Below are 13,564 nucleotides of genomic sequence, written 5' to 3'. Positions count from 1 at the left end.
TGGTTGATTGTTGTAAAATCTTTTGTAAAAGCCCCTCAATTTTCTAAAATGATGATTTTTATCAATTTATTTTTTTAAAGAGTTTTTATGTGTAAATGTATTTATAGCGGGAGCCAAGAGATGTTAGAATTTCATTGGGAAGGGTATCGGCATCTATAGATACTTTTTCAAGTGTTTGATGGGGACCAATGAGTTCTACCCAGTCACCAGTTTGAGGTTTTTGTTCAAGATCGGTCGTATCTACAATAATGGAATCCATAGAAACCCGCCCAACCATGGGAAGTTTGTGCCCGTTGAAATAAACAGTTCCTTTATTCGAAAGAGTACGGAGCCAGCCGTCTGCGTAGCCTATAGAAATGGTTGCAAGAGTGCTTGGTCTGTTGGTTATAAAGCTTTCTGCATAACCAACAGGTGCTCCTATATCAACAACGCGGCTTTGAATGACTTGGGCTTCAAGTTTTAAAACAGGTTTCAAAGGTGATGGGTGTTTTCCCCGCGGATCAACTCCGTAAAGTGCAATGCCTGGACGAACAAGATCAAAATAAAAATCTGATCCTAGAAAGATACCTCCAGAATTGGCAAAGGAAACTTTGCAAGCAGGCAATTGCGCAAGGATCGTTTTGAAAGAAGTCAATTGGGCATAATTTGATGGGTGGGTATCATTTTCTCCGTTAGAAAGATGACTAAGAATGTATTTTATTTCTGCTTTTTCGAAAATTGTAGGGTGTTTGATGAGTTTTTGTAATTCTTTTTGATCCAGTCCTAATCGGTTCATATGGGTATCGATTTGAACAATTGCTGGAAATTTTTTATCTTTTTTTTGACAAATTTTTTGCCAATTTTCAATGGCATTCCAAGAGTTTAGAACAGGAACAATACCAGATTGTGCGACAAACTCTTCTGCTAAGTGTGGAAGTCCATTCAGAATGGCAATTGTGACATTTGATGGTAAAATGCTTTTTAATTGGAGTGCTTCTCTGATTTGGGCGACAAAAAAAGTGCGACAACCAGCTTGATAAAGGGCAGGAGCAATTTTGTGAGCTCCTAATCCATAGGCATTTGCTTTTACAACTGCTGAACATTGTGTTGGAGCTACACGTTTGGCTAAAGTGATATAATTGGCAACAATGGCACTGACATCAATGGTTGCGACAGCTGTATAGAGTGATGTATTTATTTCATCATTAACGGAATTGTTCATTTTAAAAGCTTATCTGTGTTCGTGAAATACGGAGTTTTTTGGTTGTTTCATTGAGGTTCTTTACGATATAGGGGAAAGACACTATTTGCTATGGTCAAAATCATAAGAAGCTTATGCTGCCATTAAAGTCGTTTTTTATGTAAAATGGTACTCTGGATATAAGAGATAGTTTAGTTTTATTTGTGTTGTTATCAACATGGTATCTTCTAATGATTTGTAAAACATAGACTTTTTTACTTATTTTCCCTCGTTTAGGCATATAAAAAATAAACATAGTTTATTGTATTGTATCATTTTGAAGAGTGCAATGTTAGACTGTTATTGCTGGTGTGATTGTTGTGATTAAATATTGCATTGGCTTCTTATTTAGAGAAGGTAAAATGATTAAATTAACCACGTTAAGTCAATGTATTACAAGTTTTCTACCATGAGGGGGAAGATCACTCATCTGTGCAATTTTGGATGTCGTCTCATGCACTTAAAATTATTTTTATTGAATGGAAAACAGTGTGTAAACACTTTTTGATACATTAAAACTGTTGATTTAGAAAACTCGTTGATTTGGATATTATTTGTTTTCAAGATGGATTGGGTATCCAGTATTTACTTTCTAGTCTTTGATTGGTTTTTAGTGAAATCAATTTTATCGTTTATAGAGTGCACTAGACTCATTTATTTAATTTTGACATAAAAGTGTTAACCTTGAGGCTTTTGTGTTGAGAAAATTGTTGGCAGATGGTTGTGCAAGTACTATATCACGTCAAGGATTCGAAATTTAACGTTCAATAAAGATATGGGGAAGAGTATGAATACGTCTGCTACCAATGTTCCGTCAAGCATCAGCAGCGTTGCAAATTTTCCGATTCCTGAGAATGTGTTCGCCCTTACTGTCCAAGAGGTTTGTCACTATACAGATCGGTTATTTAAATTCCGTCTGAATCGTCCGGAAAGTTTTCGTTTTCGTTCGGGTGAGTTTGTTATGATCGGTTTGCCAAATGCAGAAAAGCCGATTTATCGCGCTTATTCGATTGCAAGTCCCTTTTGGGATGAACAGCTTGAGTTTTTTTCGATAAAAGTTCCAGGGGGACCTTTAACCGAGCATCTCCAAAAAATTAAAATTGGTGATACAGTTCTCATGCGTAAAAAATCTACAGGAACGCTGGTGCTTGATGCTCTTATTCCTGGAAAACGTCTTTATCTTCTTTCAACTGGGACGGGGATTGCTCCTTTTGCAAGCCTTATTCGTGATCCTGAAACTTATGAAAAATTTGCAGAAGTTGTCCTTATTCAAACAACGCGCGAAAAAAATGAGTTAATTTATGCAAAAGATCTTGTTTCCTCTTTGCAACAAGATCCACTCATTGGAGAGTATGCACAACAGTTGAGATTTTATCCTATGACTACTCGTGAAGCTTCTGAGCATATGGGTCGTATTACAACTGTGATGGAAAGTGGGGACTTTTTTGAAACAACAGGCCTTCCTAAAATTCATCCTGATGAAGATCGGGTGATGATTTGTGGTTCCATGGCTATGTTAAAAGATTGCGCAAGGATGTGTGAAAGCTTTGGTCTTGTTGAAGGGGCCAATAATGCTCCTGCTACTTATGTTGTAGAGCGCGCTTTTGTGGAGTAATGAGTGGGAAAGTTGATGCTTTATCTTCTTTCAAACCAGTACGGGGTTTTTTCTTTTTGTAAGCTTTATTTGTGAGCCTGACATTTATGAAAAATTTTCAGAAGTTGTTCTTATTAAAATAACGCGCGAAAAGAATGAGTTAATTTATGTAAAAGATCTCGTTTCCTCTTTGCAACAAGATCCACTCATTGTGGGGCATATGCACAACAGCTGAAATTTTATCCTATGACTACTTGTGAGCTTTCTGAGCATATAGGGTGTATTACGACTGTTATGGAGAGTGGGTGCTTTTTTGAAACAAGCGGCTTTGAAACAATAGAACTCGCAAAATTCATCCTAATGAAGATCGGGTGATGATTTATGGTTTTATGACGATGTTAAAAGATTGCGCAAGGATGTGTGAAAGCTTTGGTCTTGTTGAAGGGACTGATATTCTTGCACATTACATTATATTGTAGAAAGAGCTTTTTTCGAGGGAGAGGGAAGTTGTGATGCGGTATATGCTAATGCAGTAATCGAATCCCAATCACTTATTGCAATGAGTTTTTGGGGCGCTATCCAAGAACCTCCAACGCAGAAGACATTGGGCAGTTGGAGCCATTGTGTTGCACTTTTTTGTGTAATACCGCCTGTTGGGCAAAACCGGATATCAGAGAAGGGAGATGCTAAAGCTTCGATGAAGGAAATACCCCCAGCAGCTTCAGCAGGGAAAAATTTAAGATATGAATAGCCTTTGTTTAATGCTTGCATGAGTTCACTTGGGGTCATTGCACCGGGAAGAAGGGGAATTTCACTATTTTTTGCACAATTGATTAGTTCATTGGATAATCCGGGGCTTACAATAAACTTGGCTCCAGCTTGTTCGGCTTTTTCGTAATGTGTTGTGTTGAGAATTGTGCCGGCTCCAACAATTGCTTCAGGGACTTCTTGTGTAATTTTCTGAATTGCTTTGAGGGCATTTGGTGTTCGCAAGGTGATCTCAATTGTTTTTAACCCACCTTTGACAAGAGCGCGTGTTAAGGGTACAGCACTTTGTAGATTGTCAATGAGTAAAACAGGTATAACAGTTTGTCCTTGGAGATATAATAAAAGCTTTTCTCTTTTTTGGCACATGATATTTTTTCTTCTTGGAGATGATATTATTTGTATCGTTTGATTAAGCACAATATGTTAAAGAGTACATGAATAAATCTTGAAATTGAATGAAACGCGCGTTATGGCAAAACACATGGAAAAGAATTTTAAAGTTGCTGCACTTTATTGCTTTGCAGATTTGAAGCATTATCATCAATTACAAAAACCTTTGCAGGATTTATGTCAAGCAAAGGATATCAAAGGCACTCTGCTTTTAGCACAAGAGGGCATTAATGGAACAGTTGCTGGTTCTTGTGCGGCAATTGAGGCATTGGTGGGCTTTATTATGGCTGAGCCAGCGTTTCAAACGCCGGAGATTAAATATTCATGGGCATCAAAAATGCCTTTTCATCGCATGAAAGTGCGGTTGAAAAAAGAGATTGTGACAATGGGGGTTGAAGGGGTTGATCCGCTAAAAGTTGTTGGTACTTATGTGGACCCTGAAGATTGGAATGCTCTTATTCAAGATGAAGAGACAATTTTGATCGATACGCGTAATGATTATGAATATGCGATAGGGAGTTTTCAAGGAGCGATTGATCCGCAGATTAAAACATTTCGCGAATTTCCTGAATGGGTGCGTAAACATGAGGCTGAGTTAAAGAAAAAAAAGAAAATTGCCATGTTTTGTACAGGTGGTATTCGGTGTGAAAAATCAACAGCTTATGTTCGTGATCTTGGTTATGAGCAAGTCTACCATCTAAAAGGAGGTATTCTAAAATATTTAGAAAAAATTCCAAAAGAGAAAAGTTTATGGTGGGGTGAGTGTTTTGTTTTTGATGAGCGTGTTTCTGTTCAACATGGTCTTGAAGAATGTGGACGCGAATTATGTCGCGCGTGTCGTTCTCCTCTTAATGCTGAAAGCAAACTATCGCCTCATTATGAGGAAGGTGTTTCCTGTGATGCTTGTTATAACACGCGTAGTGAAGCCGATAGAGAGCGCTTTCGTGAGCGCCATAGGCAATTTCAATTGTTGAAGTTGCGTGCAATTGATTCTCATCAAGGGACATAAGGATATCGCAGTGTAGAGTTTTAAGTTGTAGCGTTTTTCTCTTAAATTTAAGAGAGAAGAGTTTTTTAATATTGGTAGAAAAATATTTTATAAGACCGGATATTATTCGGTCTTTTTGTTTATGTTAAATTATTTGACTTATAAATAGTCATTATAGATTGTTCGCTCTCTTTGACTTTATAGGATTGAGTTTTCAGATACTTTTCATTTTAAAATAGAAAAGCCGTTCACCAACAGCGCAGAGGAGGGAGATTATAGTTTAAGAGAAAAGCGTATGAATAAGATGTGATTAGTAAGAGGAGATGAAAAAGCAGATGCTAGGTGGAAAAAATAAAATGATAATAGGAGTTTATGATTTCAGAATTTAATATAATACATTAATTTATAATGATAATTTATTTTCATTTGAATAAAAGAGTTCAATATTGTGAACTTTGTTGCTTTCAGATTAGATGAGAACGAATCGCGTAAAATTCATTCACTTGTACGTTGCAAATGGGAGCAACGTGTGGACAAGAATCATTTTAGATAAGGTGTTATGAAACATTTCAATGTAGGAGTTTCTGCAATATTGGGAGTTGGCAGATAGAATGGGAGCGTTTGTTTTTAATTTCATAAGTATAAAGAGGGTGAGATGTAGTTGATCTATATCATACAAGCTATATTATACGGGGAATTCTTCATGATATTTTGCTTAAGCGATGCTGTGAAATGAATGTGGAAGTAGGGATGTTTTTTAGGATGTAAATGAGAAAGATAATGGTGTTTTGTTGGGGGAAGGACACGTTATCTTTAAAGACTATGGTGCTTCAGTCGTTACTATCCTCAGTCTTCAATGTTGGTCATCTTTGCATTTGAGAGGATATATAAGAGGTACTCCTTTTTTCAATTGTTTTTTATTTGTGATGCGCAAAAGAATGATTTTAATTGATTCATTGTAAGAGGGTTGAAATAAGAGGATTTTATAATGGGATTTTTGTTTAAGGGTACAATAATAAATTATCATTATAAATTAATGTCTTGAGTAATTTATTTTGCGTTATTTTCTGCTGCGGATATTAGGAGATAGAATAGGGTAAAGAAACGAGGGGCTTTAAACGCAAGACAGTGATTTATGTTGCACAGATAATGTAAGGGTGTGATCTCATGAAAGCGGATGGATGGCTTTGTCTGGGGAGAGTGTTGTTTTTTCGCATCATTTTATCTTTAAGAATTAAAAAATGTTTAAAATTAAAAAAATGATTGAAATGAGAAAGAATTCGTTTTATAGGATGCCTTGCCCAAAGTCGCACGTGCCTGTGGGTGTCCGCTGGTTCTCAAATGGTGAGATTAACCGGTACGGTACCTGGAACTAACCGCTCCAGTCATTCTTACAGCCAATTGCAAGAATGAGGACATCTTGAAGCAACGACGGTGCGGGCCTTTCTGGTGTCTTCCAGTTTTTAAATGCTGGGATAACTATAGAGGCACACCTCATTGCCTTCAGTGCGGAAGTGGTTTTCTCAACTCCAATCAAAAAGGCATATAAAATAGAATAACGCGGTTTCGCGCTGTTCTTTCGCAGCATGCAATGCTAATTTCTGATTTTTTGTAATCAGAATGGGGATAGTTGTTGTGTGTTTTTTGTCCTTTAGCTTTTGGCAGCTTTGGCTGTCCAAGCATAGAGTGGGGGAGCTTTCCCTCAAGGAGAATTGCAGATGGCAACGCAACGTATTCGCGATTTTCTTGCAACACATCGTTCTGAAGGTCCATGCTTAATTGTTGACCTTGATGTTGTTCGTGATAACTATTTAAATTTTGAAAAAGCTCTGCCGCAGTCTCGTATTTTTTACGCAATAAAGGCAAATCCAGCTCCTGAAATCTTGTGTTTGCTAAGTTCTTTAGGATCTTCTTTTGATGCGGCTTCTGTTGCAGAAATTGAAATGGCTTTAAAAGCAGGAGCAACGCCAGAGCGTATTTCTTTTGGAAATACGATTAAAAAAGAGCGTGATATTGCACGAGCATATGCATTGGGAGTTTCACTTTATGCCGTTGATTGTGTTGAAGAAGTGGAAAAAATTGCGCGTGTTGCTCCAGGAGTACGTGTTTTTTGCCGTGTTCTTACCGATGGCAAAGGTGCAGAGTGGCCATTGTCACGCAAATTCGGTTGTGTTCCAGCTATGGCGGTTGATGTTCTAAGACGGGCACACCAATTGGGTTTGCAAGCCTACGGTGTTTCTTTTCATGTTGGATCTCAGCAGGTTGATTTGAGTGCGTGGGATCGTGCTTTATCGGATGCTTCTACAGTTTTTAAGCGCTTGGAACAAGAAGGCATTTCACTAAGGTTGGTGAATATGGGCGGCGGTTTTCCAACGCGTTATTTGAAAGATGTCCCTACAGAACAAGCTTATGGTACAGCAGTTTTTGATTCATTGAAAAAGCATTTTGGTAATCGTATCCCTGAGACGATTATTGAGCCAGGACGTGCGATGGTTGGCAATGCTGGTGTTATTCGTACAGAAGTTGTTCTAATATCTAAAAAAGCTGATAATGATAATGTACGATGGGTTTATCTTGATATTGGAAAATTTAATGGTCTTGCTGAGACTATGGATGAAGCCATTCGTTATCCTATTGAGACACCTCATGATGATAAGGTAATGGAGCCTTGTATTTTGGCGGGACCAACATGCGATTCGGCAGATGTTCTCTATGAAAAAACACCTTATCCGCTTCCTCTATCCCTAACGATAGGAGATGAAATATTGATTCATGGAACGGGTGCTTACACAACAACTTACGCATCGGTTGCTTTTAATGGTTTTGAGCCTTTACGATCATATGTGATCTGAGGTTTCCTTTTAACTATAGTTTTTTTAGACTTTTTGCTATGCTCGTCATGGCGCTATAAGAGGGCGGTTATAGAGATGAACATGATGAACTTTCAAACAAAAGATGGGGCATGTTTTACACTTTTATTGGAGCAAGAAGCCGATAAGCCTTATCGAGAAATTTTGCTTGATTCAACGATGGGGTATGGACGTAAACGTAAATCATCAGAGGCTTTACGTCGTGGACGGTTAGCTGCTCAAGGACTTTCTTTTGTGGTTAAAAATGCGCTTGGAGAGCTTGTGGGAAGTGTCCGTCTTTGGCATGTTTCTTTTTCTAAAAGAAAAAATAAAACACAACATGCTTTACTTTTAGGCCCCTTGGCTGTTGCATCTGAATGTGCTGGTATGGGAATAGGATCAATTTTAGTCCGCCATGCAATTGAAACAGCAAAAAAATTGGGATATGGCGCCATTTTGCTGGTAGGGGATTTTGAATTTTATCAACGTTTTGGCTTTTCAAATAGTTTAACAGAAAATTTGGCAATGCCTGGTCCTTACGAAAAGCATCGCTTTCAAGCGTTGGAACTGATACCACATTATCTTTCTGGGTGTTATGGCACTTTGGTTCCTAGTGGAGAACGAGAAGTTTCAAATCGTTTCCAGCATCATAAAGTGGCTTGAAGATATGTTTATTTTGTTTTTCAACAGCTGGTATTGAGGAGAGCATACTGTTTTGGCTAGAGCCAAAGTATTTAGCGGTACAAAGTTTTTGGGGAGTTGTATTGCGATTTTATTATATGGCTTTTTCTTTATGGGGCTGGTTTCTTATTTTTGATAATTTCAGTTAAGTGAGTAAGAATATATTTTAAGCTCATTTTTTGAAATAGCGTCTTATTTTATAATACTGAAGGAACCGGATTTTTGAGTTGTCTTGTGTTCTTTTAAAGTCGCTATCATCATACAGTTTTCCAGTTTTCAATATCGTTGATAAATCTTGCATCGAAATGGTTGGATATTTTACTTTTTTCTTAAACAGTTTTTTTCTTTGATTTTTATGTGCAAGGGAATGGTTTTGATTGATTCAATAGAGAGATATTTTGAGAAATTTTATACAATTTTAGCGCTTGTTGAAAGAGAAGGGGCTTAAGAAAGAAAAATATGCAGCAGTAGAATCAAAATTATAGGTATCAGCTTTTTTAAAAGAGTGTAAAAAAATAAAATTACATGTTCAAAAGCAGCTTTTTTGAAAAAAAGTATATCATTACTTTTTTGCTATAAAGGTAAATCGTTTTGCAATTGGCATGAGAGGATCAAATACAAAATGATTTTTTCATGTAAAATTTTGCATTCAGAATCAAAAAACGTTGTCCTACACATTATAAGAGAAATATGTGCGTGAATAAAAATCACAAGAATCATAAATCTTTTATGAATATTCTTGTAAGAATCAAAAGAGTAAAGGGCAAAGAATCTTTTAATCTTTTGTGCCCTATGGTGATAAATCAGAAATCTTATAGAAATGGCTGCTTTATCTTTATGGTGTGGAGCACTTTAGATAAGCTCTTTGTTTACCGATCATCTAGAACAATTTTTGTATGCGAGAAGTTGTTTTTAAGTGCGGAAAGAGCCCGCATTAAAAGAATTTTTATCAGAAGAATCATTTAGAATCATATGCTTATTTATACTGTCTCTTGAGACAAGATAAAGTGCATAGGAAACGAGGAAAGTGATAAGGATAAAAAATATTTCTCAATTTTAATTAAGCTTAGTGATTTGGTGGTGAATCCATGAGAGGTGGTATTTTTTTGAGAAATATGGTCATAAATGTCAAAACACCAAAGATGATGGTTATGATAAAGAAAATATCACTAATAGCCATAATGGTTGCTTGTATGCGTACCATACCAAACAATTGAGAAAGAGCCAGAGTATAGGAATCAAAGGTTTCTGTTTTGAATAATACAGTAAGATTTGAAAGCATTTCAGTTGCTTGTCTGTTTGCGTAGTTAAGAGTTTCGGCTATTCGTTCATGATGGAAGTCTGTGCGTTTTGTTATGAGAGTGTTGATAATGGCAAGCCCTACAGCTCCACCTAGATTCCGGGTGAGATTAAAGAGTCCAGAAGCATTTTGCATCCGTTCTGGTGGGAGTGTTCCCAAGGCAATATTATTAATAGGAACCATACATAACATTACAGAAGCACCACGGAAAACTTGCGGCCAAAAAAGCTGCCAAAAATCCCAGTTATCTGTGATAGAGCTCGCCATCCAAATACCTATTGCAAAACCAAAAAGTCCTATTGCCATCATTAAACGTGCATCCATTCGTGCTGAAAGAAATCCAGCAAGCGGGGCAGTTAATAACATGACGAATCCTGAAAGAAACAATGTTTCTCCAATCATGAGAGCATCAAAGTGGCGGATTTGGCTTAAATAGACAGGATAAAGGTACGTGAGTCCATAAAGGCCTATTCCCAATGAAAAGGAAAAAATGGATGCAGCTGAAAAATTAAAATTAGAAAAAGTAGAGAGATCTACAATGGGTTCTTTTACTGTAAAAGCACGCCAGAAGAATAAGGCTGCAGCAAGAATCATGGTAATGAACAAATCCCGAATCAGCGTATCACTCAGCCAATCATGACGTGCTCCTTCTTCTAGAATATACTCTAAAGTTCCCAAGAAAGTAGCCATAGAAATGAATCCTAACCAATCAAACTTCTTCATTAAAGAGGGATCAGCTTTATCAAAATCAATTAATTTCCAAGCGAGAATTGAGATGATAATCCCGCAGGGTACATTGATGAGAAAGAGCCAATGCCATGATGAGAGATGACAAATATAGCCTCCCACGGTTGGACCAATGGTGGGGGCCAATGTTGCTACTAGTCCAACAATAGGGGTAACAATTGGGCGCTTGGAAGGAGGAAAAAGAACATAAGAGGCGACAAAAACGCTTGGGATAATTCCTCCACCAATAAAACCTTGTAGTGCGCGATACAAAATCATCTCTCCAATAGATGTTGCTGTTGCACAAAGAACAGAAGTAATCGTAAACCCGATCGCTGATATGGTGAAGAAAACACGTGTTGAAAGCAATCTTCCTAAAAATCCAGAAAGCGGCAACATGATGACTTCAGCGATGAGATAGGAAGTTTGAACCCATGAAATTTCTTCAGAGCTTGCTGTAAGACCCGCTTGAATTTCAGCTAAAGAAGAGGAAACGATTTGGATATCTAAGATTGCCATAAACATGCCAAAAGACATAGCTATAAAAACTACAATTTTGCGCATTCCTATGCGTTCTTGAGACTGTATGAGCTCTGGTATGGAAGATGTCATAGTAAGATCTTCTACTTTTTTATAAGAGACTTTTATCTTGTGGCTTTGTACGTGTATCAATTTTCACTGAAACACTCATTCCTGCTCGGATATGTCCGGTTTTTAAGACTTCTTCTGGAATAGAAATACGTACGGGAATGCGCTGGACAATCTTTGTAAAGTTACCGGTAGCATTTTGTGGAGGCAGAAGAGAAAAAACAGCGCCTGTTGCGGGCGAAATAGAAAGCACTGTTCCTGTAAAAACATCATTTTCGAAGGCATCAACAGAAATATAAGCTTTTTGTCCGGTATGAATGTCTTGTAGCTGTGTTTCTTTATAGTTTGCTTCAATATAAAGTGCATGTATGGGGACTAACGCCGCAAGACGTTGGCCATTTACAACAAAATCTCCCGTTTTTGCTGTTAAATTTCCTATAACTCCATCAAATGGCGCTCGTATAATGGTCGAATCAAGATCACGTTGTGCTTTTTTACGCGAGAGCTCTAAACTCTTTGTTTCGCTTTCTGTTTCACTTCGTTGCGCTTCTAGCACTCGGATATTTGCACGTGCTGAAGCCATTTTTGCATCCGCTCTGTTAACATTCGCAATGGCTTGTTCATAAGCGGATTTGGCATCATCAACATTGGATTGAGGAGCATAACGATTGGCTTTCAGTTCTGTTACACGTTTTAAGGTGAGTTGTGCATTGGTTGCTATGGCTGAAGCGGCTGCTTTTTGTGCTTTTGCATCATCTAAAGAACTACGAGCGGCTGTGATTTGCGCATCAATGCGTAGAAGTGTTTTTTTCTGTGTGTCAAGATGCGCTTCTGTTTGATCCAAGGCTATTTGATAATCACCATTGTCTAAGTAAAATAAAACATCGTCCTTTTTTACAACTTGGTTGGCTTTAATGGCAATTTTTTCAATATATCCATTTAATTTAGTCGCAATAGCGGCTATATCTCCTTGTACATAGGCATCTTCAGTGGACAGCATATAACGCCATTGCGTCGTCCACTTATAGCTAAACCAAAGTACAAAAAGCGCAAAGACGATAAGAAGAGCCTTGATTACTTTTTTTCGTTTCGTTTTATCGAGATTTTTTGTTGAAAAAATGGTCTCAGATACGGACATGATTTTATACTTTCAATATTTATGTTCTAACGAGTACAATAAGCCTCTCACTCTAGGGTAGGGTGATATATGCACGGACCATAAAAGCTTTTCCAACAATAAGGCGATCCCTGCTACATAATGCTAAATATATAAACTTGCAAGTTAGAGATCTTATTGTCAAGTTAGATGTCTTATTTTATTGCGCATTTTTTACAAAGACCTCGTGCTTCTAGGGCGCTTTTGTGTGCTTGGAAGTCAACCGCTTGAACCATCTGTTTTAAACTTGATACAATCATTTGATTTTGTATTTCGTGGACTGTGCCACAGTTTAGGCATCTTCAGTGGACAGCATATAACACCATTGCGTCGTCCACTTATAGCTAAACCAAAGTACAAAAAGCGCAAAGACGATAAGAAGAGCCTTGATTACTTTTTTTCGTTTCGTTTTATCGAGATTTTTTGTTGAAAAAATGGTCTCAGATACGGACATGATTTTATACTTTCAATATTTATGTTCTAACGAGTACAATAAGCCTCTCACTCTAGGGTAGGGTGATATATGCACGGACCATAAAAGCTTTTCCAACAATAAGGCGATCCCTGCTACATAATGCTAAATATATAAACTTGCAAGTTAGAGATCTTATTGTCAAGTTAGATGTCTTATTTTATTGCGCATTTTTTACAAAGACCTCGTACTTCTAGGGTGCTTTTGTGTGCTTGGAAGTCAACCGCTTGAACCATCTGTTTTAAACTTGATACAATCGTTTGATCTTGTATTTCGTTGACTGTGCCACAGTTTTCGCAAATTATAAACGTTGTAAGTTCATGTTGACAGTTTTCAGGGTGTAAACAGACCATAAAGGCATTTACACTTTCAAGACGATGAATACACTTTAACTGTACGAGTTTTTCTAACGCACGATAAACTTGGAGAGGTGCGCGAAAACCTTCTTCGCGTAAGTGATTGAGAATCGCATAAGCACTTAAAGGCCCTTTTGCATTTTTTAAAGTATTTAAAACCAATGTTTGGTTACGCGTCAGTTTAGATGACATTGACATCTTCCTTTTGCTCCCATGGAAAAGCATAAAGCGTGTAAGATATTTATGCAATGGTGATTATATAATATGTACTCTATCTTTAGCCTTTTACATGACATCCTTGCGATATGTAAGAAAAGTTACAATCGTTGTGAGGGGAGGGTATTATAATCTGAAAGCCGCCGCTATCAGGCATGAAAGTTTTATACGCTTCTTATTTTGCCAATAATGTCTTGAAATAGGATTTTTTGTTCAATATTTTATTGGTAAAGTTTGGGTTATTTTATTTAAAAAAAAATA

Annotated in this window: 9 protein-coding genes and 3 pseudogenes; 5 read left to right on the top strand and 7 right to left on the bottom strand. The window is 37.3% G+C overall.

Annotated features, from left to right (window positions below):
- Positions 1-85: 85 nt before the first annotated feature.
- Positions 86-1,201: an alanine racemase gene (gene alr, locus ACFINR_RS07820; protein WP_375653842.1), complete on the bottom strand. Its 1,116-nt coding sequence runs from the start codon at positions 1,199-1,201 to the stop codon at positions 86-88.
- Positions 1,202-2,006: 805 nt separating this feature from the next.
- On the opposite strand from alr, the gene ACFINR_RS07815 reads away from it, so the two are divergent.
- Both ACFINR_RS07815 and ACFINR_RS07810 read left to right on the top strand, forming a co-directional pair.
- On the top strand, positions 2,007-2,834 hold the full coding sequence (locus ACFINR_RS07815) for a ferredoxin--NADP reductase (protein WP_375612296.1): 828 nt from the start codon (positions 2,007-2,009) through the stop codon (positions 2,832-2,834).
- A gap of 34 nt (positions 2,835-2,868) precedes the next feature.
- Positions 2,869-3,303, top strand: a pseudogene (locus ACFINR_RS07810) (ferredoxin--NADP reductase); the annotation flags it as partial.
- Here ACFINR_RS07810 and eda read toward each other — a convergent pair.
- The gene (eda, locus tag ACFINR_RS07805; protein WP_375632523.1) at positions 3,282-3,947 is read right to left on the bottom strand and encodes a bifunctional 4-hydroxy-2-oxoglutarate aldolase/2-dehydro-3-deoxy-phosphogluconate aldolase; all 666 of its coding nucleotides are present in this window, start codon (positions 3,945-3,947) and stop codon (positions 3,282-3,284) included. The pseudogene ACFINR_RS07810 and the gene eda overlap by 22 nt on opposite strands.
- Positions 3,948-4,062: 115 nt before the next feature.
- On the opposite strand from eda, the gene ACFINR_RS07800 reads away from it, so the two are divergent.
- The 3 genes from ACFINR_RS07800 (at position 4,063) to ACFINR_RS07790 (ending at position 8,471) form a co-directional block, all read left to right on the top strand.
- Positions 4,063-4,980 carry a rhodanese-related sulfurtransferase gene (locus ACFINR_RS07800; protein WP_375632530.1) on the top strand — a complete coding sequence of 306 codons (918 nt, stop codon included), beginning with the start codon at positions 4,063-4,065 and terminating at the stop codon, positions 4,978-4,980.
- A gap of 1,697 nt (positions 4,981-6,677) precedes the next feature.
- Positions 6,678-7,811 carry a type III PLP-dependent enzyme gene (locus ACFINR_RS07795; protein ID WP_375632522.1) on the top strand — a complete coding sequence of 378 codons (1,134 nt, stop codon included), beginning with the start codon at positions 6,678-6,680 and terminating at the stop codon, positions 7,809-7,811.
- 75 nt (positions 7,812-7,886) lie between these two features.
- Positions 7,887-8,471 (top strand): GNAT family N-acetyltransferase, encoded by a 585-nt coding sequence (locus tag ACFINR_RS07790; RefSeq protein ID WP_375653837.1) that lies wholly within the window; start codon positions 7,887-7,889, stop codon positions 8,469-8,471.
- A gap of 1,084 nt (positions 8,472-9,555) precedes the next feature.
- Here ACFINR_RS07790 and ACFINR_RS07785 read toward each other — a convergent pair.
- From ACFINR_RS07785 to ACFINR_RS07765, 5 genes and pseudogenes are all read right to left on the bottom strand, one after another.
- Positions 9,556-11,127 carry a DHA2 family efflux MFS transporter permease subunit gene (locus tag ACFINR_RS07785; protein WP_375613634.1) on the bottom strand — a complete coding sequence of 524 codons (1,572 nt, stop codon included), beginning with the start codon at positions 11,125-11,127 and terminating at the stop codon, positions 9,556-9,558.
- A 19-nt stretch (positions 11,128-11,146) separates the two neighbouring features.
- Positions 11,147-12,241 carry an HlyD family secretion protein gene (locus tag ACFINR_RS07780; RefSeq protein ID WP_375613633.1) on the bottom strand — a complete coding sequence of 365 codons (1,095 nt, stop codon included), beginning with the start codon at positions 12,239-12,241 and terminating at the stop codon, positions 11,147-11,149.
- Between the two features lie 173 nt (positions 12,242-12,414).
- A pseudogene (locus ACFINR_RS07775) lies at positions 12,415-12,558 on the bottom strand (transcriptional repressor); the annotation flags it as partial.
- Positions 12,555-12,713, bottom strand: a pseudogene (locus ACFINR_RS07770) (HlyD family secretion protein); the annotation flags it as partial. The pseudogenes ACFINR_RS07775 and ACFINR_RS07770, both read right to left, overlap by 4 nt.
- A 173-nt stretch (positions 12,714-12,886) precedes the next feature.
- A complete protein-coding gene (locus ACFINR_RS07765; protein ID WP_375629863.1) occupies positions 12,887-13,279 on the bottom strand; it encodes a Fur family transcriptional regulator in 393 nt (130 codons plus the stop codon).
- Between the last annotated feature and the right edge of the window lie 285 nt (positions 13,280-13,564).

This window comes from Bartonella sp. AP19HLJMH, assembly GCF_042196245.1.
Classification (GTDB): Bacteria; Pseudomonadota; Alphaproteobacteria; order Rhizobiales; family Rhizobiaceae; genus Bartonella.
Note: the sequence above shows the minus strand (reverse complement) of the source record. Positions and strands in the feature narration are given on the sequence as shown.

Excerpts from the sequence above, each read along its gene's own strand:
- eda (WP_375632523.1), bottom strand. The coding sequence starts at position 3,947 with ATGTGCCAAAAAAGAGAAAAGCTTTTATTATATCTCCAAGGACAAACT.
- ACFINR_RS07795 (WP_375632522.1), top strand. The coding sequence starts at position 6,678 with ATGGCAACGCAACGTATTCGCGATTTTCTTGCAACACATCGTTCTGAA.
- ACFINR_RS07785 (WP_375613634.1), bottom strand. The coding sequence starts at position 11,127 with ATGACATCTTCCATACCAGAGCTCATACAGTCTCAAGAACGCATAGGA.
- ACFINR_RS07800 (WP_375632530.1), top strand. The coding sequence starts at position 4,063 with ATGGAAAAGAATTTTAAAGTTGCTGCACTTTATTGCTTTGCAGATTTG.
- alr (WP_375653842.1), bottom strand. The coding sequence starts at position 1,201 with ATGAACAATTCCGTTAATGATGAAATAAATACATCACTCTATACAGCT.
- ACFINR_RS07815 (WP_375612296.1), top strand. The coding sequence starts at position 2,007 with ATGAATACGTCTGCTACCAATGTTCCGTCAAGCATCAGCAGCGTTGCA.
- ACFINR_RS07780 (WP_375613633.1), bottom strand. The coding sequence starts at position 12,241 with ATGTCCGTATCTGAGACCATTTTTTCAACAAAAAATCTCGATAAAACG.
- ACFINR_RS07765 (WP_375629863.1), bottom strand. The coding sequence starts at position 13,279 with ATGTCATCTAAACTGACGCGTAACCAAACATTGGTTTTAAATACTTTA.
- ACFINR_RS07790 (WP_375653837.1), top strand. The coding sequence starts at position 7,887 with ATGAACATGATGAACTTTCAAACAAAAGATGGGGCATGTTTTACACTT.